At 45.0% G+C, this 24,158-nt stretch carries 22 protein-coding genes and 1 tRNA gene; 10 read left to right on the plus strand and 13 right to left on the minus strand.

What is annotated here, in order from left to right:
* Nucleotides 1-23: 23 nt before the first annotated feature.
* Nucleotides 24-1,709, minus strand: coding sequence for a hypothetical protein (locus QUA97_RS18355; protein WP_333195485.1), 1,686 nt, complete (start codon nucleotides 1,707-1,709; stop codon nucleotides 24-26).
* Nucleotides 1,710-2,158: 449 nt separating this feature from the next.
* On the opposite strand from QUA97_RS18355, the gene QUA97_RS18360 reads away from it, so the two are divergent.
* Complete coding sequence (locus tag QUA97_RS18360) at nucleotides 2,159-3,658, plus strand: phytoene desaturase family protein (RefSeq protein ID WP_333195486.1); 1,500 nt, start codon at nucleotides 2,159-2,161, stop codon at nucleotides 3,656-3,658.
* A 245-nt stretch (nucleotides 3,659-3,903) separates the two neighbouring features.
* On the opposite strand, the gene QUA97_RS18365 is transcribed toward QUA97_RS18360, so the two are convergent.
* Nucleotides 3,904-4,917 (minus strand): leucine-rich repeat domain-containing protein, encoded by a 1,014-nt coding sequence (locus QUA97_RS18365; RefSeq protein ID WP_333195488.1) that lies wholly within the window; start codon nucleotides 4,915-4,917, stop codon nucleotides 3,904-3,906.
* A gap of 364 nt (nucleotides 4,918-5,281) precedes the next feature.
* Here QUA97_RS18365 and QUA97_RS18370 point away from each other — a divergent pair, with 364 nt between their 5' ends.
* On the plus strand, nucleotides 5,282-5,752 hold the full coding sequence (locus QUA97_RS18370; protein WP_333195489.1) for an ABA4-like family protein: 471 nt from the start codon (nucleotides 5,282-5,284) through the stop codon (nucleotides 5,750-5,752).
* A 214-nt stretch (nucleotides 5,753-5,966) separates the two neighbouring features.
* Here QUA97_RS18370 and QUA97_RS18375 read toward each other — a convergent pair whose 3' ends face one another.
* Complete coding sequence (locus tag QUA97_RS18375) at nucleotides 5,967-8,885, minus strand: sensor histidine kinase (protein ID WP_333195491.1); 2,919 nt, start codon at nucleotides 8,883-8,885, stop codon at nucleotides 5,967-5,969.
* Nucleotides 8,886-9,119: 234 nt separating this feature from the next.
* Between QUA97_RS18375 and QUA97_RS18380 the strand changes: the two genes are divergently transcribed.
* Nucleotides 9,120-10,283, plus strand: a complete 1,164-nt coding sequence (locus QUA97_RS18380; RefSeq protein ID WP_194066158.1) for a quinone-dependent dihydroorotate dehydrogenase — start codon at nucleotides 9,120-9,122, stop codon at nucleotides 10,281-10,283.
* 109 nt (nucleotides 10,284-10,392) lie between these two features.
* Entirely contained in the window at nucleotides 10,393-11,211 is an 819-nt protein-coding gene (locus tag QUA97_RS18385) for an FkbM family methyltransferase (RefSeq protein WP_194066159.1), read from the plus strand.
* A 91-nt stretch (nucleotides 11,212-11,302) separates the two neighbouring features.
* Here the strand turns inward: QUA97_RS18385 and ygfZ are convergent, their stop codons facing one another.
* The 3 genes from ygfZ to QUA97_RS18400 all read right to left on the minus strand — a co-directional run bounded on the left by ygfZ (nucleotide 11,303) and on the right by QUA97_RS18400 (nucleotide 13,305).
* On the minus strand, nucleotides 11,303-12,382 hold the full coding sequence (gene ygfZ, locus QUA97_RS18390; RefSeq protein ID WP_333195493.1) for a CAF17-like 4Fe-4S cluster assembly/insertion protein YgfZ: 1,080 nt from the start codon (nucleotides 12,380-12,382) through the stop codon (nucleotides 11,303-11,305).
* A 181-nt stretch (nucleotides 12,383-12,563) separates the two neighbouring features.
* Nucleotides 12,564-12,947: a hypothetical protein gene (locus tag QUA97_RS18395; protein WP_194066161.1), complete on the minus strand. Its 384-nt coding sequence runs from the start codon at nucleotides 12,945-12,947 to the stop codon at nucleotides 12,564-12,566.
* A 286-nt stretch (nucleotides 12,948-13,233) separates the two neighbouring features.
* A tRNA-Val gene (locus QUA97_RS18400) sits at nucleotides 13,234-13,305 on the minus strand.
* Between the two features lie 71 nt (nucleotides 13,306-13,376).
* Between QUA97_RS18400 and QUA97_RS18405 the strand changes: the two genes are divergently transcribed.
* The gene (locus QUA97_RS18405; protein WP_333195494.1) at nucleotides 13,377-13,967 is read left to right on the plus strand and encodes a metal-binding protein; all 591 of its coding nucleotides are present in this window, start codon (nucleotides 13,377-13,379) and stop codon (nucleotides 13,965-13,967) included.
* A 281-nt stretch (nucleotides 13,968-14,248) separates the two neighbouring features.
* Complete coding sequence (gene mazG, locus QUA97_RS18410) at nucleotides 14,249-15,076, plus strand: nucleoside triphosphate pyrophosphohydrolase (RefSeq protein ID WP_194066163.1); 828 nt, start codon at nucleotides 14,249-14,251, stop codon at nucleotides 15,074-15,076.
* Between the two features lies 1 nt (nucleotide 15,077).
* Here mazG and QUA97_RS18415 read toward each other — a convergent pair whose 3' ends face one another.
* On the minus strand, nucleotides 15,078-15,479 hold the full coding sequence (locus QUA97_RS18415; protein WP_333195497.1) for a helix-turn-helix transcriptional regulator: 402 nt from the start codon (nucleotides 15,477-15,479) through the stop codon (nucleotides 15,078-15,080).
* A gap of 32 nt (nucleotides 15,480-15,511) precedes the next feature.
* The gene (locus QUA97_RS18420; protein WP_194011258.1) at nucleotides 15,512-15,892 is read right to left on the minus strand and encodes a helix-turn-helix domain-containing protein; all 381 of its coding nucleotides are present in this window, start codon (nucleotides 15,890-15,892) and stop codon (nucleotides 15,512-15,514) included.
* Nucleotides 15,893-16,011: 119 nt separating this feature from the next.
* Between QUA97_RS18420 and QUA97_RS18425 the strand changes: the two genes are divergently transcribed.
* Nucleotides 16,012-16,395, plus strand: a complete 384-nt coding sequence (locus QUA97_RS18425; RefSeq protein ID WP_333195498.1) for a hypothetical protein — start codon at nucleotides 16,012-16,014, stop codon at nucleotides 16,393-16,395.
* A 335-nt stretch (nucleotides 16,396-16,730) separates the two neighbouring features.
* On the opposite strand, the gene QUA97_RS18430 is transcribed toward QUA97_RS18425, so the two are convergent.
* Nucleotides 16,731-17,216, minus strand: a complete 486-nt coding sequence (locus QUA97_RS18430; protein WP_333195499.1) for an allophycocyanin subunit alpha-B — start codon at nucleotides 17,214-17,216, stop codon at nucleotides 16,731-16,733.
* Between the two features lie 465 nt (nucleotides 17,217-17,681).
* Here QUA97_RS18430 and rlmD point away from each other — a divergent pair, with 465 nt between their 5' ends.
* Nucleotides 17,682-19,094 carry a 23S rRNA (uracil(1939)-C(5))-methyltransferase RlmD gene (rlmD, locus tag QUA97_RS18435; protein ID WP_333195500.1) on the plus strand — a complete coding sequence of 471 codons (1,413 nt, stop codon included), beginning with the start codon at nucleotides 17,682-17,684 and terminating at the stop codon, nucleotides 19,092-19,094.
* Nucleotides 19,095-19,135: 41 nt separating this feature from the next.
* On the opposite strand, the gene QUA97_RS18440 is transcribed toward rlmD, so the two are convergent.
* Entirely contained in the window at nucleotides 19,136-19,432 is a 297-nt protein-coding gene (locus tag QUA97_RS18440; RefSeq protein ID WP_194066167.1) for a helix-turn-helix domain-containing protein, read from the minus strand.
* Nucleotides 19,429-19,779: a type II toxin-antitoxin system RelE/ParE family toxin gene (locus QUA97_RS18445; RefSeq protein ID WP_333195501.1), complete on the minus strand. Its 351-nt coding sequence runs from the start codon at nucleotides 19,777-19,779 to the stop codon at nucleotides 19,429-19,431. Before QUA97_RS18445 ends, QUA97_RS18440 begins: the two co-directional genes overlap by 4 nt.
* Before the next feature lie 201 nt (nucleotides 19,780-19,980).
* Here QUA97_RS18445 and QUA97_RS18450 point away from each other — a divergent pair, with 201 nt between their 5' ends.
* The gene (locus QUA97_RS18450) at nucleotides 19,981-20,295 is read left to right on the plus strand and encodes a DUF433 domain-containing protein (RefSeq protein WP_194066169.1); all 315 of its coding nucleotides are present in this window, start codon (nucleotides 19,981-19,983) and stop codon (nucleotides 20,293-20,295) included.
* Nucleotides 20,296-20,643, plus strand: coding sequence for a DUF5615 family PIN-like protein (locus QUA97_RS18455; protein ID WP_333195502.1), 348 nt, complete (start codon nucleotides 20,296-20,298; stop codon nucleotides 20,641-20,643). It abuts the gene before it with no gap.
* 104 nt (nucleotides 20,644-20,747) lie between these two features.
* Here QUA97_RS18455 and QUA97_RS18460 read toward each other — a convergent pair whose 3' ends face one another.
* Both QUA97_RS18460 and QUA97_RS18465 read right to left on the minus strand, forming a co-directional pair.
* The gene (locus QUA97_RS18460) at nucleotides 20,748-22,103 is read right to left on the minus strand and encodes a hypothetical protein (protein WP_333195503.1); all 1,356 of its coding nucleotides are present in this window, start codon (nucleotides 22,101-22,103) and stop codon (nucleotides 20,748-20,750) included.
* A 27-nt stretch (nucleotides 22,104-22,130) separates the two neighbouring features.
* Complete coding sequence (locus QUA97_RS18465) at nucleotides 22,131-24,155, minus strand: ATP-binding protein (RefSeq protein ID WP_333195504.1); 2,025 nt, start codon at nucleotides 24,153-24,155, stop codon at nucleotides 22,131-22,133.
* Between the last annotated feature and the right edge of the window lie 3 nt (nucleotides 24,156-24,158).

The raw sequence follows: 24,158 nt of genomic DNA on the forward strand, positions 1-24,158 counted from the left end.
ATTCTGTCGGGGATGTAATGAGTTTAATTCACAAATTCTTGAGTCCAAGCGACTGTTTTGTTGCCTACCTGTCGCCCGTGAATTTTCACGCGAGTCAGATATTTTGATTTTAAAGTACACAGTTTTTTGTGAATGTATGTAGCTGTAGTCTCTTGGTTTGGTAATTCGGCAGACTCTAAAATAACGTGGAGCCAACCGTCTTTAAATCCGGCTATAGCGGTAATTCCTTTAGGCTGTAGCAATTGATTGATCAATAGGGCGATCGCCTTTGGCTTGCCTTGTTGTGCCATTTCCACAAGCTGATACTGATTTGGTTTCTCTGGGGAATTAGGCGGCTCTGTTGCTGAACTGTTTTCGGCAATATTTTCGGAGGTTTCAGAAGGAGAGTACCCGCTTTCTTTTGACTCTACTTCCTTCAGAATTTCAATTAATTTGTCGGTAAATCCCTGAACTTGTTCTACATAATCTCTGAGATTTTTATATTTCAAATACAAACGTTCCTCTGGACTTTCCGTAGAAAATTTTCCGTTCAAAGCAGCTTCTAACTCGCTGAATATCTTTTCTATTTGATCCGTTGCTGAGTTAGCACTTTGACTGACCAATCCTGTCATTTCTTCTTCCAATCCCAACTTACGCTTGATGGAATCGCTAATATTGATAGTAACTGGAACGGTCGGCTCGTAAATTTCGATAACTGTCGGGGTTTCTGAAACTGGTAAGGTTTCTACCAAGTCTTTTCCGAAATTTGCCGTAGAATTATTGCTGCTGGTTTCGGGTTGTTTAAACTTGGTATTTTCTGCCGTGTCCGGCACTAAGCAAGTCTGCTCTGGGTCATAATAATAGTGAGTGGGAGCAGCTTGAATGATGTGAGTAATATCGCCCGACTCAAAATAATCGTTGTCCCTGTCAACCGGCTCGTTTTCTTGATAAAAGCTGTTGTTTAAATGGGTTCGATCGTAATCTTCGGTAGCGGAATCTTCGGCTCGATCGTGTTCTTTCTGTGGAAATTTTGCGTAACAATAATTCATCGCTTTGATAATCACGCTAGCCACTTGGTCGGATTCGTCTGTGTTGTCGAGACTGTCGGCAGTTCTGTACAACTGAGATTCGAGTTCGGGCAGACTGCTGCAGACTTTAAACAGTTGTCGCAGCAGATTGTCAAGTTCTTGACTTTTTAGCAGCATCCAGTCGCGCTCGCTAAAAGTGAACTGGTGATAAAGAGTAGAAAAAATGAGGATTTTCGCCCTCAGCGGATTTGTTTGCTGTAAAATTTTTTGTCGGACATCAAATAGATCTCCGGGGTCTCTTTCATTCAACTCCTCTGGTGGCAGTTCCGAACTGAAGTGTTCGTCAAATGCAGGTGCTTCATAACCGCCAAAATTAGATATGTTTGTTTCTAATTTTGTGAAGTCTTGGTATTCGTAAAGCCTGCTCAGTTGGCAGACGATTTGATCTGCCATTAAAGCGTACTCGGTTTTTTTATTTACCTTAGCAACTAGACTGCTTAAAACTGCTTCAATATCTTCTAACTTGTTGTATTTAGCGCAGAGTTCTTGGATTAAACTCTTTACATCGGCGCTGGCGAGTTTGGTCGAATCGTTTTCCCAACACTCTTTACAAGCAAAAAATATAATTTTTTTTATGCGCGAGAGATTGATGTCTTGTTCTAATTCGCGAACAACTTCATCTAAAATAGATAAAGCTTGCATAGTTTTCCTCTCCAAAAAATACCCTGTCAGTCGATTTGAGATTTGAGATTTGAGATTTACTTGCATTGCCAGTGATTCACCGGCACCCCAACTTGAGTCTAAAATTTTAGGACATCCACGACTGTCCTGCGGGGGCTTCCGTTTTTGGCGGGGTCAAGATGCAGTGGATTTTCCATTTTAGATTTTTCGACTTTGCGAGCGAACAAGTTTGAGATTTTCGATTGACTTGCAGCTTTGCGAATCACCGGATTTCAGCAAGGGTCTAAAATTTTGCGATAATTCACTACTTATAGCAGTTATCACTCTCGATGAGGTATCGATAGAGCCCTCAATCTAAAATCTCAAATCTAAGCCTGTTGCTCACCTTTTTGAAATAGGCTATAGGTCTGGGCTTGTACTTGTTTCTGGCGGGTCAGCAATAAATAATACAATTATACCACATTTGATAAATGCAAGACTTTGATGCGATCGTAATTGGTAGCGGTATTGGCGGCTTAGTCGCAGGCTCGATGCTTTCTCGCTACGGGAAGCGGGTACTCGTCTGCGAGAGCCACACCATAGCGGGCGGGGCGGCTCACAGCTTTTGGCGCGGGGGATTTCACTTTGATTCTGGGCCTTCTTTTTATTGCGGTTTGAGCGATTCGCAGTCGCTCAATCCTTTGTCGCAAGTCTTGAATGTGTTGGAGGAATCGATCGCAGTAATTGCCTACGATCCGCTGGGCCATTACCATTTCCCTGAAGGAAGTTTGCCAGTTTATGCTAATGCGAGAAATTACTTAGATGCTGTAGCTAAATTCACACCGCAAGGCGCTATAGAATTGCAGCAATTTCAACAAAATCTATTAGTTGTGTATGACGCTTTGCGTGGAATTCCGGCTTTGGCGCTGAGATCGGACTGGCAATTGATACCTATGTTGCTGTCTCGGTACTCGCCTGCTTTGCTGAAGCTGTTACCGTCATTGGGGGCGATCGCCAGTTCGGCTGGTACATTAATGGATAGAGACGTGCGCGATCCTTGGGTGCGGCGTTTGATCGATTTGGAGTGTTTTTTGCTGTCGGGCTTGAAAGCCCACGAAACTGTCGCGCCAGAAATTGCTTTTATGATTGGCGAACGATCGCGAGTGGCGATCGAATATCCTGTAGGAGGCAGCGGTGCGATCGTCGATGCCTTAGTTCGAGGCTTGCAGCGGTGGGGAGGAAAATTGCGATTGGGAACACCAGTCGAGCAAATATTAGTTGAATCCGGCAAAACCACGGGCATTCGCTTGCAAAACGGCGAAATTATCCGCGCCCCAATTGTCATTTCAAATGCCACCGTTTGGGATACTTATACAAAGTTACTGCGGCCTGAAGATTTGCCAGCAAGCTACCGAAAAACTGCCTTGTCGGTGCCAGCAATCAACAGTTTCATGCACCTGCATTTAGGCATTAAAGCCGACAAACTCGAAGGATTGACCGGCCACCACGTCGTCGTTCACGACAGCACAATCGACATTACAGTACCCGGAAATACCTGCATGATTTCAATTCCGACAGTGTGGGATCAAACTCTAGCGCCGCCCGGACATCATGCCATTCACGCTTATACATTGGAACCTTACGCAGGTTGGGAATACGGCGGCGGTTATCAGGAAAAGAAACAAGGGCGATCGCAATCTTTGTTCAAAGCTTTAGAAAAAATTATACCGGATTTGCGATCGCGAATAGTCTTAGAGTCGATCGGCACACCGCTAACCCACGCCCGATATTTGCGCCGATATCAAGGAACCTACGGGCCTGCAATCGCCGCCGGAAAAGGCACATTTCCCGGGCCGCAAACCCCAGTCAAAGGCTTGTATCGAGTGGGAGACAGCACCATGCCGGGAATTGGCGTTCCCGCCGTCGCAGCATCGGGTATTTTGTGCGCCAACACCCTGGTAAATTCCGATGTGACTGCACAATTTTTGTAAACTAGCAGCAACAGGTTGGTAGTGAAGACTTTAGTCCTCTTGAAAATTATCAGAGGACTAAAATCCGCAGGATCGAACACTTTATCCACCAGCGGCAAAACTGCCCATAATTGCGATCGACAAAGCCAAACCTGGCAACAGCAGCACTACTAACATCAAAGCATCGTGCGAACTCATAACTTTCTCCTGATACCAACGTTCGACATCCTATCACAAGCCCCCAGATTTCGCCACGTCCTTAACAATTAAAACCGACATATAGATTCAGGATTGACAGGACAAATCTTATTCACAATCGGATTTCCGCGCAAGTCAAGCGCCGTCAACCTTTGCAAATATTGCAGCCAACCGATTTCAGAAATTTGATTATTGTACAAATCGAGCAAAAATAAGTTATTCAAAGCTTGTAGCGCCCCACCCTCCGAAATCCGATTGTTGAACAGATAAAGTTGAGTCAAATTAGTTAAGGATTTCAGCGTACTGATGTCTGATATTTGATTGTTACCTAGGTTTAGTTCAACTAAAGCAGTTAAATCTGCCAAAGGACTAATATCGGATATTTGATTTTGGAATAAAACCAGTCTTTTTAAGTTATTTAAAGCTTTTAGCGGAGTTAAATTAGATACTTTATTCTCGAATAAAAACAGGGTGTGTAGATTGTTCAAAGAAGCCAGCGGGCTGATGTCTGATATTTTATTTTTGTAAAGATAGAGAACTTTGAGTTCAGTTAAATTTGCTAAAGGAGCGAGATTGTGAATTTGATTTGTGTAGAGAATCAGCGCTTTTAACTTAGTTAAATTTTCCAAGGAACTGATATCGGATATTTGATTGTCAAACAAGACAAGTTCCGTAAGATTAGTTAAAGCAGCTAGGGGAGTAATGTCTGATATTTGATTGGTATCTAGAACGAGTCTAGTCAGATTAGTAAGAGATGAAAGCGGGCTGATATCTGATATTTGATTGACATCCATTACCAGAGTTTTCAGTTTAGTTAAAAATTGCAGGGGAGTGATGTCAGATATTTGATTGCTGTCGAGGATCAAACTCGTAAGTTGAGTGAAAGATGAAAGGGGACTGATATCGGTAATTTGAAGTTGTTTGAGATTGAGTTCTGTTATACTAGAAAGCAGTTCATCGGCTCGATCGCATTCGGCAGTATCTGATATTTGCAACAGTATATCTACGGTATGTTTCGCACCGGGAGAAAGATTTTCTTTATGCTTGCACCAATCAGGAAAATTACTATAAGTTGTTGTCATGGAATTTGATATAGCCTTTCTTAGAAAGATGAGGTACTATCAGGCATAGGGGATAGGGCATGGGGCATGGCGCATAGGGCATGGGGCATAGGGCATATCTCACCACGCTTGAGAACCGCTATATTTCGGATTTTAGATGTCATTCCTAAACGCATCAGCACCTTCCAAATATAGTTTTCTCAGGTTCGTAGTGCGATTAATCGATCGCCCATGACACAAGTCTTAGATTTGGGATCAGTATAGCAACTCTTTTTAATTTGTGAATTAAATTTTTGGCATATTTTGATAATTTTTAGCAAAAATTGTGTAAAGTAATCTTAACAGTCTTGATTCTATCGCATTTTGCAGGAGCAAACACCAAATTATGACACCAGAACTAATTTTCAATGCGGGTAATCTGTTTGTTTTACCTTTCTGGGCAATTATGATTTTATTGCCAAACTGGGGAATTACCAGAAAAGTAATGAATTCCTTTATTCCGTTTGTGGTGCTCGCCCTCTTGTACATATATTTATTTGGTAGCAGTCTGACGGCGGAAAATGCGGCGGCTTTGTCCAATCCAAAACTAGCAGATATTGCTAAATTTTTGGGGGAGGAAACGGCGGCGGCTACGGGATGGATTCATTTTTTAGTCATGGATTTGTTTGTCGGGCGATGGATTTATTTGGAAGGACAGCGGACAAGAGTTTGGACGGTTCATTCTTTGGCTTTGTGTTTGTTTGCAGGGCCAATGGGATTGCTTTCCCATATTGTAACTGCTTGGATTACTGCCAAGTTTTTTCCGAATTCTGAGGCGGCGGCAAGTGTTATATCAAATCCGTTAGCATCGGAATAGTAAATTCAGGCGTTGACTGTTGACTGTTGACTGTTAACAGTCAACATCATGAGGATTGCAACCGGAATTGATATCACTTCACAGGACATTATCTGCGTTTATCGGTGTTGCATCTACCTGACATCTGCGGTTGCTGTATCAATTCAGTGATTCATGCAATTGTTCGTTTATTCAACAGTAGACACAAGGCGCGCCCTAGGAAGTCAACAGAATTTTAAGAAGTGGCTAGGGGCAGGACTAAGCGGGCGACAATTGCATTATTTTCTAACCTTTCTAAGGAAAATTCTCCCCCCATTAAGCGTACCACTCGCTGACAAATTAAAAGATTTTGGACGATCGACCTATGTGACGAAACGGCCAGTATATCGTGGTGGGAACCGCCGTTGAAAGCAGCAATTAACTGTCGATCGCACTTTCGACCGCTATCGAGCACAGACACCTCTAACAAATCTTCCCCCAACAGTACAGAGCGAATCTCAATCTTGTCACCAACTCCAGAGCGCCTGCAAGCCAACGCCAGCAATTCGCACAGGATCAAATCCAGCTTGATGCTGTCAGCGCGAACGCTCAAAGTCTTGCCCGCAGACACCGACACAGCAGCCTCCGTGTTGACTTCCAGCAAGACTTGCGACTGTTTGATACCGGCGGCCGCGCGATCGAGCGATCGCCTCAACCAAGCGCTCACAGACACCGCATCTCGTGCAAATTGCAGCCGCCACTGTTCGTGTTTCAACATCAAATGAGTTGACCCCAAAGCATTGCCCATTTGTCGCAAAACCTGTTGGTAGCGCAAAGTTTTCAGAGCATCCTTTTGTTCCTTCGCCGACTGCAAAATCGACTGGCTCAACTCCCCCAACTCCTTCATCCCCGCTCCCACAGTGCGGTAAAAATCCTCAAAACGGCGCAGCTTGTACCAGTTGAGCATTTCCAGATCCAATCGCTGCGACTCAGTGGCAGATTGCACCGCCAAATACCTGTGCCACCAAGCCAACTGAGACACCATCGAACTCAGTAAATTCACCGACAACTCAGACCACTGGCGGCCCTGAGCGTCGGCAACCACCACAATGCCCGTCGGAGCGTGTTCTGGGGCTGTCTGCAGTGCCACCGCCATAATTTCGCCAATTCCCGGACTGCGGAGCCACCGCTTCGTCGCCAGCGGGACTTGGCTCAAGTTCAGTTGCAGCAAGCCTCCTCGCGCCAGGGTTTGCTGGATCAAAGCATCTGTTTGCACGGGAATCTCGGCATCGGGATTGAGGGCAAATACGGGATTGGCCGCTACCGATGCAGAGATTGAACCCAACTCCTGGCCCGGATGCCAAGTAATGATGGCTACTAAAGGACAGGAAATTATCTGGGAAATTTGTTGAGCAAAGTTACGATCGAGCTTTTGCAGTGGCAACTCTGGGAAAATTACAGGCGAAGCAGATTTCTGTTGCCCGAATTGCACCTCGCCAGAATGCTGCAAAACCGCTAACCCAGATTTGAGCGATCGCGAGAATTGCTGATATTTATCGATTTCCGAACTTTGCTGCCAAGAGTGCAAGATTAATCCTAGCTGTTGGCTGACTATTTCAACTAATTCTCGCTCCGCGCGCTTCCAAGTACGAGTGGCGCTGTGCCCAACAACCAGCAAACCCTCGATCGATTTTTGATTTTCGACCGGCGATTTGGGATTGCTGTTTTCGGACTTTGCCGTTTTCCCCCTAGTGTTCGATGCCAAAAGCGATCGCACCCCCGACTCCGCCAGCACTTCCCGCCAAGCTCCCAACCGCCCGTCTTCCTCCCAATTTTCAATCCCCAGAGGTTCCCCGCACTCTTGCAGCAGCAGCCTGTCAGCCGCATCGAGAGCTTTGAGCGGCGAAGGCACTGGCCTGCGGTTGCGGGGCAGATTTTGGGAGACAATTTCAAAGCAATTTTGTTCTTCACCGTACAGCAACAGCAAAAAATATTCGCATTTGAGCCGAGAGCACAACTTTTCGGCAGTATTTTTCAAAGTCGCCTCCCAGTCAGCATCGCTGTAGATGGCGCGAGCAATGCCGGCAGTTAAATCTCGATCGAGCTGTGTTTGCTCAATTTTCTCCTCCATCTCCGACAGAGGAGCAGTCAAAGCCACCAACTCCGCCACTCCCCGCAAGTAATGTTTTTCATTGTCTTGCCAAATCCGCGCCTCCGTCGCTTCCACTGCCAGAAATCCCAACAATTCGCCTTCGGAAACAATCGGCGCAGCCAACAGAGAGCGAGCGCGGATTTGCTGCATCAACCGCCCAGTCAGCTCAGTTTTCAGAGAACTGTGAGATTCACCGATCCAAACCATTTGTTCTGCAGTCAAAGCCTGATAAAACTCGCCCAAGTCTTGCACCGTGATGCCCGAAGCCGGTCGCCCTGGGCCCAAACCCGGAGACACTTGGCGGTTGCTGACTCTACGCCAAAAATAGCGCCGCTCTGCCTCGAACCAATAAACATTAGTCCGCGCCGGCTCGATAAATTCATGGGCCTGTTCTACTACCGCTTGCAAGTATTGATCGAGCGATCGCAATTCCCGCAACTGCGAAATCAGCGCTAATAGAGACTCATCCGGGTGTTTGACTTGTTCTCGCTGCCAATCTTTTTCTATTTGATAAAGAGCAGTTGCCAGCGCTCCAAATACGATCGCCAACTGCGTTTTTTCCTCCGACTTTGGCGACGCTCCCCACTGATCCGTCCCCAGCAAAATCACGCCGTAGCAGCGGTCTTTGTAGCGCAGCGGAAACAGAGTCGTGCCTTGAACGTTGAAAGTTTGAGCTGCCTTGCGCCATTCTCCCGCTCTATTTTCCGATCGCAAATCCGGGACTCCCACCGGGCGCAGTTGAATCACCACTTGTTCGAGCAAATCCCCTGGATTCAGGGCAAACCGCTGTTTGAGAAAAGACAAGTCGCCGTTAGGAGTCATGCCGCCTTTCCCGAACAATCGGTGAGCTTGTCGATCGTACAACCCGATCCAAATCAACCGCCAATCAAATTCCGCTTGCAAGTAACCCAGAGTGGTTTCCAGCAACACTTCCACATTCTCCTCTTCTCGCAGAGTTTGGAGAACGCGCTCCAGGCCCGCCATTTGTTCGTCTAAATCCTTCGATCTTTGCTCATGCCCCATTTTCCAACTTCCCCACACCTTTGTCCAATTTCAAATTACCAACTTAAAAAAATTAAAAATTAAAATTAAAAACAATCAACCTATAATATAATCGTCTCAATTATGATTCAATCTCAAACATTAGATAAAGTCGATGGAAGTTGAAGTAAAAATCTTCGCTTCATTGTCGTCGGCTTTTGAATATTTTTATTTCCCTTCTAATTTCTCATTTGTCAAGTGCCCCAGGACAAGTCATTGGATATATATCAATCTAGCGTGCGCCCGCTGTTGTTTTCCGTATTGAAAACCGACGCCGAGTGGCTGCACAACCGCACTCTCCAAATTCTCGAACTCGCAGCCAGAACCCAGTCAAACCCAGCAACCAGCCAAATGCTCTGGCGATTGCAAAAATCTTTGGGAGTGCAAGATTCTCGCCTCGAACAATCGAAGTGGGGAATAAGCTTCAAAAACCCTGTCGGCTTGGCCGCCGGATTTGATAAAAACGGCCAAGCAGCAGACATTTGGGCAAATTTTGGCTTTGGCTTTGCCGAAATGGGTACAGTCACCAGCCAAGCGCAGCCGGGAAACCCCCAACCTCGCTTGTTTCGCTTAGAGGCTGACAGCGCAGCCCTCAACCGCATGGGCTTTAACAATCAAGGAGCCGCAGCAATGGCCGCCCGGTTTGAGGCTTCCCAGAAACAGTCAAAATCCGAGGCCTCGCGTTCCATGCCTCAGTCCCCTTACCCCATCGGCATCAATCTCGGTAAATCTAAGGTAACACCGTTAGAGCAGGCAGCCGCCGATTATTTGGAGAGTTTTAAGCTGCTCAAAGATTGGGGGGATTATTTTGTAGTCAACGTTTCATCTCCAAATACGCCTGGATTGCGATCGCTCCAAGATGCTGCGGGACTCAGCACAATTTTGGAAATTTTGCAACAAGAAAACCGGGGAATCAAGCCAATTTTAGTCAAAATTGCGCCGGATTTGGAGATGGAGGATATCGCATCAATCCTCGACATCGCCAAAACCTACCAACTAGCAGGAATTATCGCCACAAACACCACCATCCGGCGCGACGGATTGAAAACCCAAATATTGCCAGAAACCGGCAAACCAATCGCCGAAGAAGCCGGCGGAATTAGTGGAATACCAGTGCGGGGGCGATCGACAGAAATCATCCGATTTATCTGGCAATATACAAAAGGCGAACTACCCATAATAGGAGTTGGCGGCATTTTCACCGCCCACGATGCTTGGGAAAAAATCGCCGCCGGCGCGAGTTTAATTCAAGTCTACACAGGTTGGGTGTACGAAGGCCCTTGGATGGTGCGCCGAATTTTGGAAGGTTTGCTGCAAAAATTAGATGAAAAAGGATTTAATTCAATTTCCGAAGCCGTTGGTTGCGAAAATATTAAATAATTCCTCGTTACCAGGAAGAACCTGGTAATGCACCAGAGGCGAGGCTATGCCTCTATTTACCGGATACAATATCAATTTTCTGCATCTTATTAAAATCAGGAAAAGAATTATGAACACACAAGAAACAGGAGTTCCTAGAAACACCATGTCAGGCAGCTTGTTGCTGGCTAAAAACTTAGGTTTTGAACCCCAAACAGTGATAGATGTCGGTGCCGCATTGGGAACTTTTAACCTCTACGAAACCTTTCCGAATTCGCGACACTTACTAATTGAACCCATCGCCGAAAATGAACCTTATCTCGCCAAAATTTGCCGGAAACTCCCAAGTGCAGAATATATTATTGCTGCAGCCACCAAAAAATCGGGAGTTTTCACCCTCAATGTCAGTCCCGATATGCTGCACTCTTCAATTTCAGAAAATCGCGTTACCGACAGCAGCAATCCTTATTTGAGAAACATACCTGCAATTACGCTGGACGGAATATGCAGAGAAAGAAATTTACCAGGCCCGTATTTAATTAAAGTGGATGTAGACGGACAGGAATTAGATGTTTTAGCGGGAGCAACGGAAATTTTGCAGCAGACTGAATATGTAATTATTGAAGTTACTTTATTTGGTCAAATGTATGATGTCATGAGTTTTATGAAGTCCCAAGGATTCGCAGCTTACGATATTGTTGATTTGGGATATCGTCCGATTGATGCAGCATTGTGGCAAGTAGACATGGCTTTTGTCAAAGAATCTGGGCGCTTTAGAAGAGATAGTCATTACGCGACAGGAGAGCAGGATATCGAACAAGTTAACTCGTATCTCAAAGCTTATCGGGAAAGTTTCATCAAGCATATTGAAACTAATTACAGCGATGCTGTAGAGCCGGAACCGCAGGTGAGTCAAGCTGTTTTGAGCGATGAATATGTAATCATTTAACTCAAGTTTCTCGGAATGGGGAATTAATATCATTTCCGGTTAAATCGGCATTATTCAAACAGCCAACAGTCAACAGTCAACAGTCAACAGCTTACAAACTTAAAAAAGGTATATTGACTACTTCTCCGGCAATTTCTCCTAGCTGCACTTTTAGCCCCGGGCCGCCCGCTTTTGTGCGGATGTAAGCAAGACCAAAAAAACCGGATTCGGTTTGCACAAAACTGGTGAGTTTGCCGACTTTTTCTTCTGCGATTGTGATGATTGTTCCGGGTGCAACTGCGCCGCTCAATTCCACGCCCCAAAGTTCCTGTTTTACTCCTTTGTAGGTGTTCAATCTGGCAATTGTTTCTTGACCGATGTAGCAACCTTTGTCGTAGGAAATGGTGTTTGACAAACGTGCTTCTAGGGGGTTGTAATCGTCGGTGAGTTCAAAATCGGGGGCGGGGCGGCCTTGTTCGATTCGCAGTTGTTCCCACACGCGATCGCCCATCGGTACGGCCCCAGCTTTGACTAATGCTTTCCACAAGTGGGCTGCATCGCTGGCTGGCGCAATTAATGTGTATCCGGGAGTGGCTAAACCGCTACCAACAGCAACTCGAACGCCTCCTCTTTCTCCCTCTTGGTAAGGGGGAGAAAGAGGGGAATTTTCGATCGTTTTGTGAGTAGCGTAGGGTTGATTTTCCAGTTCGCTAACTCCGAGTTTTTCTAATAGTTGAGTGCTTTCCGGGCCGAGGAGACTGAAAGCGATTGTTGTATCGGTTAAATCTGTTAATTCTACGCGATCCATTGGGAAAATGTAGCGATCGAGCAATTCGAGGAGTTGGCGGCGGCGGTTGGCTGAAACTAGCAGCAGTACAGCATCTTCTGTAGCATAGGCGGTGGCGAGGTCGATCGTCCGGGCGGTGGATGTGAGGAAAACGGTGTCGCAACCTTGACCGGGTTTGAGTATGTTAAAGTTATTGGTGCTTTGATTGTGCAGGAACCGCAGGCGATCGCTATCGGAGATTTGAATGCGTCCCCAGTGAGTGCGATCGTACAAAGCCGCACCTTGTTTCGTTGCTGCGATGGCGGCTGCGTCGTTACCAAAACTGACTGGGACTGTTTCTGCGGTTGTTAATTCTGCAAATGTAGCGCCGGCTGCGGCTTGAATGTCGTGCAATTCTTGAATCATAAGATTTTGTTAATTGTTGACTGTTGACTGTTAACTGTTGGCTGTTGGCTGTTGGCTGTTAACTGTTAACTGTTAACTGTTAACTGTTAACTGTTGACTACTGACTAATGACTACTGACTAATGACTAATGACTACTGACTACTGACTACTGACTACTGACTAATGACTAATGACTACTGACTACTGACTCAAATTAGCGAAGATTTCTTGTATTAATTGGCTGGCTTTGGTATCAAGACGATTCCAATCTACATCGCCTGTGTCTTCTTCAATCAAGCTAGTATCAATTACAACTTCTTGGCTTTGCATGGGAGTGTGGGCTGGCGGGTAGTTGACAAAGCAGATTTGATAGCAAAGTTCCCAAATATCGACGGATTTTTGCTCGCCTTGATGCTCTAAAATTAGTTGATAGCCGGGAATTGGAACCTCCACGTTTTGATAAGTTCCCGTCCAAGGGGACTCCTCTAATTGTTTGCGGATGTTGTCGAGGACTCGGATCATGGCGGGCTGCATGAGAAGTTCAGCTTGCTTCCAGGCGATCGGGCTAGTTATCTTAGGCTTCATATACATCGTTCTAAAAAAATTTATAAATTAATTTTCCTGCATTGCGTACTAAATTCTGGGACATCTGCCACAAAATGTTAAATTCACTTTAATACAAAAGACAGGGCTGTTGAAACTGCGTTTATAACAACAAAACCCACCTGCTGTGGGTTGAATGCGATCGCCCTTAAAAATTACATTACTCTCTTTACACCGAAACTCAATGTTCGGCGAGCCGTCGATTCGCGAACCAAAGTTTCTGTAAACCGGGTTTCAACCGCCGTTTTATCTTCTTTTCAATTGGGTATGGGCGATGTAGGATTTGAACCTACGGCATCCTGCGTGTAAAGCAGGCGCTCTACCACTGAGCTAATCGCCCAATTGCGCTTACAGGGATTTATCATATCACAGTATCCCAGAAAGATCAACTAAAAAAATCATAAACTTTCAATGCCCTCTGGCCGCACGCACGATCGAATCACTCTATGGAGTTTGCCCTTGGTGGCAGCCCTCACCTTTGGCCAGACTCAGAGCAGCAACCTGACTTTGCTCGTTTCCGGCAGCTTTTTATTCGGCGGGCTGATGTTTGGCCCCGACTTGGATATCTACTCCTGCCAGTATCAGCGCTGGGGATGGTTCAAGCCGATTTGGCTCCCCTACCAAAAAAGCTTGCGCCACCGCTCTTTTTTGTCCCACGGGCCCCTAATCGGCACTGCTTTGCGAATCTTGTATCTCGCGATTTGGATCGCGGTTTTCGGAGTGTTGGGATTGGTAATTGCGGAAAAAATTGGAAATTTAGCCGGGAATTGGCAGTCAGCGGTTTTGGGTTACGGGCGATCGATCTCGGAACACTACATCGAAATTTTAGCAGTTTACATCGGTCTCGAATTGGGCGCGATGAGCCACTATTTGAGCGATTGGGGCGGCTCGGCTTACAAAAGATTCAAAAAGAAAGGATTGAGCGGGCTGCGCTCTCCCAAGACAATTAAGAGGCGAAAAATCAAAGCTCCCCGTCGCACATCTAGCAAATCTAACAGGTGAACAAGTAAATCCACTTATAGATTAAACGTAAAATATGGCTAGCGCTCAAGCTTGCTGTCTTCCGTCTTCCATCTTCCATCTTCCGTCTTCTTTCTTCCATCTTCCATCTTCCGTCTTCCGACGGACTTACATCCGTGACATCCGTGACATCCGTGACATCCCGTACATTGCTCGTTGCCGAACTTCCGTCTTCCGTCTTCCGACGGACTTACATCCGTTACATCCGTTACATACCGTACATTGCTCGTTGCCGAACTTCCTTCTACTTAAGGTAAATTTTAATGTCTAATTCCCACAGCCGATCGCTCGCTGCACTCGAAAACTTGATAGAAGTTGTGGCCGCGTTGCGATCGCCCGACGGCGGATGTCCTTGGGATTTAGCCCAAACTCCCGAAACCCTAATTCCTCACATCATCGAAGAAGCCTATGAAACCGCCGACGCGATTCGCAAAGGAGAGAAAGAGGCGATCGTCGAAGAATTGGGCGACTTGCTGTTGCAGGTAATTCTGCAAGCTCAAATTGCCAGCGAATCCCATCAATTTACCTTCGCCGAAATCGCTGGGGGAATTACCGAAAAACTGATTCGGCGACATCCCCACGTTTTCGGGGATGTAGAAGTTAACAGCGTGGATGAAGTTAACGAAAACTGGGAAAAAATCAAAGCGGCAGAAAAAGGCACAAATTCGGAAAAGCCACCAACCTTAGCCTCGAAAATGAGCCGTTATGCTAGCACTTTGCCTCCCATCGCCGCTGCGGCAAAAATCTCTCAAAAAGCTGCGGAAGTGAGTTTTGATTGGGACAATGTAGACGGTGTTTGGGATAAGTTTCATGAGGAAATGGCAGAATTTGAACACGCTCTAAAACACGAGGATCGGGCGGCGCAGGAGTCGGAATTGGGAGATATTATGTTTGTGTTGATTCAATTGGCTCGCTGGTACAATTTAGATGCGTCGGCTGCTTTGCACGGAACGAGCGATCGCTTCGTGCAGCGGTTTGCTAAAGTTGAGGCTGCGTGCGATCGACCTTTGTCGGATTATCCGCCCGAAGAGTTAGATGCTTTGTGGCAGCAAGCTAAGGCAATGCTGGCGAAACAAAAGGGCGAGAGGTAATTTAGTCGTAAAGCTTCGCATCGTTGTACGGCGGATGTTCGCACGCAATGTAAAGCGCGTTTGTGAGTTCTAGCGCTTCCGCTGTCACCGGATCGATCGGCTTGAGGACAAAGCATAGCAGAGAGAGCGATCGCCAATCCAAACTTTCTAACTTCCCGCGTTCGTAGCGACTAACAGTAGCATTACTAATACCGACATCTTTTGGTACAGGATCTCCTGCTGTCCGAAACAGAGCGGCCTCATATTCTTTTGTGACCATTTCTGTTTCAATAATTGACCAGCCCCGAATCTCTCTAGCTGCTTTCAGAAGTTTGCCCAATCTACCGCGTCCTGTATCCGTAAATCGCACAGGGCGCAGTTTTTCCCGATCGACGACAGCCTTAAAGTCAAGAAATCCCGGCATTTTACAGATCCAATTTAACTATTATGTCAATCCTACGCCTCGACGTTTGGGTCCCAAAATTCAGTTCCGACCAAAAGTAAGTCTTCTAGAGTAAGCAACCGCTTTTCAACCGGGTGAACTGGTTCGAGAACATCGAGGAACAGCCACAAAAGATCGGGTGCAGGCTTGTTGTAATAGCCATTTTCGATTCTCGAAATGCCTGCAATGCTGACCCCCAAAACTTTCGGCAAAGGCTCTCCCCCTAGATTATAAAATTGAGCCTCATGCTGCTTGGTCTTTTCGCTCAGTTCGTGAACGCTCCACCCCCTAGCTTCCCGCCACGATCGCAGGAATTTACCCAACCGCCGCAGGCCGGTATCAGTAAATCTCCGTCTCAAGTATTCTTTTTCTCGCTTAGCTTCTGCTACAACCATCAGTCATCACCTATCTGCATAAAGCTAAGCTATCACGCCTGACTTTCTAGTTTCATTTTTTAAGTTTGCAAATCGAGCATATTGTGTTACAATGTTGGAATAAAGATAAATAGACAGCCATGACAGCACTGTTTCGCCGCATCCAACCCTCGAAAAAGCTCCGCATCACCGTCAGGTCGATCGCCCAATTCCTCAAAATCAACCAAAATCTGATTAAGCGAGTCGAATCCTGGGCTTTCGTGGTGTTTGTGCATCGGCGAGACAAAGGCGGACTATTTATCTCGTACCGCAGGCTGGAAGAGTGGCAAAATGCGATCGCCCACCAAATCCAAACTTGCCCCACCCTTTCGCAACTTTCACAGCTCAAAACTTCGATTCAGTACGACACCCGGAAATTCAAAAAACAATACCTTCAAAAAACCCTTGACTTTTTAAATCAAATGTGTATTGAAAAACAAGAGGTTCTCGAAATGTGGGAAAGCTCAAACAGCATTGCTTCGTAGCAGAAATCAGGCAGATTTCCTAACAATAGCAACCGCGCCCAACGGTGAAGACGCTGTTAATTGCTCATCAAACCATTGCGTTCGATTCTTTCTTCCATCTTCCTTCTTCCTGATGACGTTGGACGGAAAGCTCGGAGGCGATAGCACTAATGACTAATGACTAATGACTAATGACTAATGACTAATGACTAATGACTAATGACTAATGACTAATGACTAATGACTTCTGCAAAAACAAAAGCGAAACATTTGCGAGCAATTGCGAGATAAAATCACCCCAAAAATCACCCGCAAACGATCCGCTACATCGATCGCGATTTCGATCGCCAAAGCAATTAAGACATCGCTTGAGCGATATAATCAAAATAAGGAGCAGCTTCCTTAGCATCATCTTGATTTAGCAAAGCCAAAGCAGCTTCCTTCAAACAGCGGATAGCTTCCACCATGCCAGGAACAGGAACGCCCAGAGAATTGTACATTTCCCGAACGCCAATTAAACCAATACTTTCGATCGGCTCTTTGTCACCGGCCAAGATACCGTAGGTAATCAGGCGCAAGTACCAGCCGTAGTCGCGCAGACACAAAGCCCGTTCGCGCTGGCCGTAAGCATTACCACCGGGAGAGATAAAATCAGGGCGTTTTTTCCAGAGTTTTTTGCTAGCTTCTTCAACAATTTTTTTCTCACTGTCAGACAGCGCAGTAGCAATACGCACCCGCTGTTCTCCCGTCTTAAAAAAATCATTGATGCTTTTGAGTTCGCCGGTACTGGGATAACGAAGTTCGTCATCGGCTTGGAGAATTAATTGGCTAACTACGCTCATTGTTATTCAAATTTGAGGATATTTGAGAAAAACATTCATTGACATTCCCATCTTTTTAAGATGAGATTCCTACTGAGGATACTTACCTTGCTGCTAACATTTATCAATCTTAGAAGTAGGCGGTAAATCTCAGTAAGCGTTATGCTTAGTGACTAAGCCAGTTTCCTTGTGTCCCAAGGTACTGTGGGAAAAATTCAAAAACTGCGATTGAGAGTTTGAATGCCGGCAGACATTTAGACTGTTTGACGAGTTTTGTCTGCTTGGCCCTAATAGCATATCGCACAGGTTCGATCGAGGGCAATCTACCGGCGTTACAGCAGCCGGGGCTCGGAAGCAGGAATACACTCTGCAATTGAGCTTGAGTGCGATGGCTTACTTCAATCTGAGACAGCGATCGTGCGTTACTATCTGAAATTTTACCACGACTGCTTCTAACGGCTTCCAAAACTACTCAGGTATTTGTTAATGACCAAATCTAAATTTTCCACGCGCAACTCGACGAAAGTGGCCAACCCTTGTCAGCAAGGTCAACTGGTTGAGATAGAAATTACCGACTTGACAGACACCGGCGACGGCGTTGGCCGCTTTGGCGAACTCGTGGTGTTTGTTCCCGATACCGTGACGGGCGATCGCATCCTAGCGCGCCTCGTGCAAGTCAAATCCACCTATGCTACAGGTAAGCTGGACACACTTCTGGAAGCATCCGAACACCGCATCCGAGCCAATTGCATTGTCGCAGATAAGTGCGGCGGCTGTCAGTGGCAGCACGTAGACTATGAATACCAGCTTGCAGCCAAGCAGAATCAAATTATTCAAGCCTTAGAACGGATTGGCGGATTTAGCAATCTGCAAGTCGATGAAATATTAACGGGAAAAATCGAAGGATTTCCCCAATTTTTGGGATACCGCAACAAAGCAACTTATCCGGTAGCAATTTCTGCCACAGGTCAAGTGCAAGCAGGTTACTATCAAAAAAGCACGCACAAATTAGTCAATCTCAATCAGTGTCCGGTGCAAGACCCGCGCCTCAATCCGTTATTAAAAGAAGTCAAAGAAGACATACACTGGAGAGATTGGCCGGTCTACGATGAAAAGAAACATACAGGAGAATTGCGTCATTTGTCTCTGCGAATCGGACGGCGCACCGGGGAAATGCTGCTAACTTTAATAGTTCGCACGGGAGACTTGCCGGGAATTGAAGCACAAGCGGCTGAGTGGCTGAAACACTATCCTCAACTTGTAGGTGTTTGTTTGAATGTGAATTCAGCTCAAACTAATGTAATTTTTGGTGCGGAAACTCGCTGCATTGCCGGTCAGTCCGATCTGCGAGAAAAATTTGCTGGCTTGAACTTTCAACTAAGGGCAGATACTTTTTTCCAGGTAAATACTGAGGCGGCCGAAGGACTGTTGCAGGTGATTGTCGGGGAATTAAATTTGCAGGGAAATGAGGTTTTGGTTGACGCTTACTGCGGCATTGGGACTTTTACTTTACCGCTGGCCAAACAAGTCAAAATAGCGATCGGTTTAGAAGTGCAACCTGCGGCGATCGAGCAAGCTAAGCTAAATGCTGAATTAAATGATGTGAAAAATGTCGATTTTCAGGTGGGAACTGTAGAGAGTTTACTGCCTGCTTTGGGATTGATACCGGATATTGTGTTGTTAGATCCGCCGCGTAAAGGGTGCGATCGCGCGGTGTTGGAAACAATTAAGGAAATCAAGCCAAATCGGATTGTGTATGTTAGCTGCAAGCCTGCGACTTTGGCTCGCGACCTGAAGATTTTGTGCGAAAATGGGGATTATAAGTTAGCGCGGGTGCAGCCGGCGGATTTCTTTCCTCAGACTTCTCATGTGGAGTGTGCGGCGTTTTTGGTGAGGTGAATGAAAGGGCGATCGGTTTTGGGAATGAAAGGGCGATCGCCCTAAGCTACCTTGGGGCAAATTTCGACTTTGACAGTCATGCCTACTTGGTTGAGCATTATAATCAGGGTGTCAACGGAGAACTGCCCAATTTTACCTTGAGTCAAAGCTTTGATTTCGTCGCTTGACTGTTTGAGATGTTGAGCCGTTTGGTCGATTGTCCAACCGCGATGTTTAATCTGATTTTGCAGGGCTAGCATCAGTTGCGATCGGATTAGTAAGTTATCAGCTTCTTGGGCTGAAAATCCGAGGTCGAGAAAGATATTATCAGCCGCTTGGGTAATGGTATTTTTGCTCATTGTTCAGACTCTCTTAAATTCAAACGATTTTGTAAAAGTTGTTGGTAGCGTTTCTGTCCAACTTCGAGATTTTTCTGGGCTGTCTTCTGGGTTTTTTTCTGGAACGCATGGAGAACGTAAATAGCTTCTTCAAATCTAGCAATATAGAATACCCGATAGGCATCTTCTGTCCGAATCCGAATTTCTTCAACGCCTTTGCCTACTATCGACATGGGTTTAAAATCTGATGGTGGTATGCCCTGCTGGATAGTCCAAAGTGCAAAACCAGCATCTTTTCGGGCTTCTTCAGGAAGAGATTGGATTTCTTCCCGGGCAGCACCAACCCACCGAATCGGTTTGATGGTCATCGGGTTTGTTGAGAATCAAATACTGTAATAACTGTAACATAGGGGATGAAGATTAGGTATTTGTGGTTTGGGTTAGGGCCGATCGCCCTTCAGTTAGATTGGTTTGTTGAGGTGCGATCGCTTTGTTTAATTCTTGTGAATTTTGCTGACTGTTATAATACTATTTGTGCTAATGTCCTGTAGAGATAGATCCAAAAAGCAATGACATCAGCTTTAATTTATCCTCATATCAAGAAAGTAGCGGGTCAACCCGCACGGTTGCACCGGATACCCCGCGTGCGGGTTGCTCAGATTGTCATGGATTATCTAGCTTACGGTTGGTCAGTGGAAGAGATGTGCCGCCAGCATCCTTATTTGATGCAGTCGGAGGCTCATGCAGCAATGGCTTATTACTTCGACTTTCAAGCTGAAATTGAGCAGGAGATTCGGACGGAATGGGAGCAGGTACAACAGGAAAAATCTCTGCTTTCGCCTTCACCATTTTTCGTGAGAATGCGTGCTAAGGGGTTGTTGTAAGTGGCGATCGCTCTGTACATGGACGTTCACATTCCGCAAGCAATTACTGAACAGTTGCGCCGTCGTGGCGTGGATGTTTTGACTGCGATCGAAGATGGTGCGACAGAATTGCCGGATGACGAACTTTTGGAACGTGCCACTCGGTTAGGGAGAGTATTGTTTACTCAAGATATCCTTTTTAAGGCAATGGCTCAAGATTGGCAGCATCAGGAAAGACTGTTTGCTGGTTTGATATTTGGACATCAGCTAGGCGGTACGATAGGACAATTTGTTAAGGATTTGGAACTGATTGCTTTAGCTTCGGAATCTGATGAATGGATGAATGCTGTTGAGTATATTCCTTTTTAGTCAGTTGTACTCTCGATCTGGCGATCGGCTTTCAAGGTGTCACCCTTAAGTTTTTCTATCCTCTTGAGTGTCTATCCATATTTAGCCTCCATTTTCTACTAGATTTACTTGTTAACAGTCTGATTGGCGAACTTCTGAAGAATTCGCTGACTGGGGTGAGCCGAAAGACTAACCAGTTTGTTGACAAGAGCTACAGGGAAAAGAGCTGAATCATACATATCGCAGTGTAGAGCTTCGACGTTTTTCAATATTATCTGCAAGTTGGGTAAATCAGCAGCGCTGGGTGTTTTCTTCAGTTCCCGCACAGGCATCGAAACAACATACATTTGTCCTCCTCTTGTCTTAAAAATGACTTTATGTCCGTAGTTGCTTGTAGAAGCATAAGCTCGGCTAGGATCTCCTGTACCTGGCAAAATGTATCGATAGATGTAATCGTCAGTTAGAATAAGTGCTTGTCCCGGCTCTAACTTGTTCTGAATTTCTTGGGCATGATCGACAAAAGCACCACTTTTTTCTAAGCCAGCTAATAAAATATTGTGCTTATCGAAAAGCCAATTAACCAAATCATTCATTGGGTCATGTAGTAGAGCGGTTTGACCAAAAAATCCTGTCGGTCCATCTTTGATAAAAAGGACTTTCTTTAGCATCTCTGGTTGAATATTCAGCAATTGACGAATCAGATGAATGATAATTATATGTTCGATAACATTCAATAAATAACCTAAAATTCCAGCAGCTCCTGTTTCCTCTTCAATCACTTCATGAAGCCTAAAGATATCAGTTAAATGAATTATTCCTCCTGTTTCTGGACAGGAAAATGTATAACTTCTGTCCATATCTATCTCTGACAAGACAACTTGATTTCCGTCTTGACTTAACGGGTTAGTTGCCAAATTCCATCTCTTATCTTTTTCGGTTCTCTGTCCTTGCTTATAGCGACGGAATATAAACCATGCTAGAGTATCTATTAAGCTATGCTTTTCTCCTAGATTATTTTTGCTAAAAAACTCAAAGATAGCTTTAAGAACACTACCTTCGAGAGTATTTTCATCCTTAAAGCGAAGATTTCTGGTTGGCAGAGCTAGTTTTAATCGTTCAATATTTCTGAGCTTTGCCATATCTTCTGGTGCAATAAAGGCTGCTGCATCAATTTTGGCAAGCTCGTCCAGCTTAAAAAAGAGAGCACCGAACTGTAGAAAGTGTATGGTATTTGAAGGAAATCCCTTGTCGAGAATAACCTCACTGTAACCGCCATCTACAGCAATAATTGCCTCTACAGGATTATCTTGAGAATGGTCAAAATCTACAGTAAAATCTGTTAGCAGAAGATCATCATCTTTTTCAGGCTTATAAAGGCGATCCATTACAGCTTGTACTTCTGCATCGTTAATGATATGATGATGCGAAGCCTTGCTTGCCCCTTCAAAGGGTCGTCGGTTGTTTTTACTTGGATATCCCATAATTTTGAGAGATTAGTATTAGGTAAGTTAATTTTCAGGGGGGAAGCGATCGATCTGGACTGGAATAACAAAAGAGTTACTGTAGGTTTTCATGCGGACAAAACCCTTATCTGTATCTTGGCTAAAGCGGATTAAACTCTCGGTAAAGTCACTAAAATCATAGTATTTGCGTAGTTCCTTAATTTCATCTTCATTGTTCAAATGAGAGATAAACCAGTTTTGAGTAGCTTTGAGAATGTTACTACTGATAGAGCTTACCTCCTGAGTTGCATAGATGAGACCGAGGTTGAGTTTGGCTCCTTCCTTTGCTAGCCTGTTATAGATTTGTGACAAATCTTTATCATCTTTTTTGGGGAAGAGATTGTGAGCTTCTTCAAAGTAAAATTGAATGAAGTTATTGGGCTTAGTATTCGTAAAACGGCTAATAGCATCAGTGAAAATACGCTGACAGATTCGCTCACTGAACATTGCCTGAATTTGAGGATTGCCAATAGAAAGATCAACAATGATAATCTTTCCTCGTCGCAGTTTATTGAGAATGTCTTGATCAAACGGGTCTTGAGAAGTGCTGGTATGCTGGTCGCGAATAGGATTGAGAATACGAAATCCTGCACAGTTAGCGTTTCTACCAGAGTTGCTTTTCCGAGTAAGCATTACTAATAAGGCTTTGAGGTCTTCATCAGCCCATTCATGTCCTTTATCCTGTCTGTATTTGTTAAAAACACCAGTCGAATCTTGATCATAAATATCCCAAAGATTTTCCCACCAGTTAGCCGCATTTTCAATAGTTATTCCTTTGCTTGGGTCAACAGATTCCTGAACAGCATTACGAACATCTTGACTAGCAGTGAAACGTACTAGAGGAAAGTTGGCGGGAAGAGCAAAACCTGCTCGGTGTAGGCAACAGAGATAGACTGCCACTTGGCGATCGTAACGTGCTTTAGCGGAGTGGTTAGTATTATAGTCTTCAGGTTTTATCAGCTCTACTGATTTAAAATTTGTCACAAAACGAGATGTATCATCTGCAATAGTTGGGTAGGCTTTTATCAGCTCGAATCCGTTTTCAATTTCCCGGTAAAAGTTCACCTTCATTTCTAAGAAGCCAGGCTTGGGTACAGTGGAGTATCGAATCGTGTGGTCTTCGTATAAATCAAAAATTGCAGTTCCCCGATCCTGTAGATTCGGGTTAGCATACTCACCATTTATATCAAAGATGAGCTGTCCAATTGGATACTTGGGGCTGTTACCATCAGTCAGAGGTTTAAGAACTTCCTCTGGAGTTTCCCGGCTTTGGTCTAGTACCAGTGGTGCATTATTGCTCATCTCAACACAGGCTTGAATAATTTTTTTAACTGTGTTTGATTTACCTGTTCGAGTCATACCAAAAAGGGCGGTTCTCTTTCCAGCAAAGTCTGGAGCTTGAACATAGACAGGGATTTCTTCTTCAGTTTGCTGAAATCGGCGGCTGGAACTATAGCGCACTTTTCCAATCTTAATATCTCCCGATCCTCCCGGAGTTCCATTTTCTCGATAGTTGACAATTGCTTTTAAGATATCCGATGAGGGTTTAATCACCGAGTAATTATGGGCACTGTAGAAATTCTCTAAGTCAGCACCAAAACGAGTTTTACCATTTTCGTCAGCGTAAAAAGAGCCTAGAACAGAACATTCTAATCCACTAAAAGAGAATTCATAACGAGTGAATGTATCTAGCTGAGAGCGTTTAGTCGTACCTGTCTTAATATCATCTTTGTAATATTCCACCATACTGCTAATAACGTCCTGATCGGTTGGCAGTTTAGCTGGCTGAATGACTCGGAGTAAAACAGCTTCAGTATTATTTTTGTCATCCAGTTCGTTATCATAGTAAGCAAGAAGAAAGCAGCCTTGAGGAATACCTTTAGCGTTTTGCTTCCAAGCGTCAGCTAATAAAATTTCTGCTTTATTATAGCTAAGTCGAAAAGGGCGACCAACAAAGATTCCGGTATCCCAATTTCCGTCTGTCTTACGTTGAAAAAAGTTGGATTGTGTCAGTTTTGTGATGATACTCATAGT

This window comes from Microcoleus sp. CZ3-B2, assembly GCF_036705055.1.
Taxonomy (GTDB): Bacteria; Cyanobacteriota; Cyanobacteriia; order Cyanobacteriales; family Microcoleaceae; genus Microcoleus.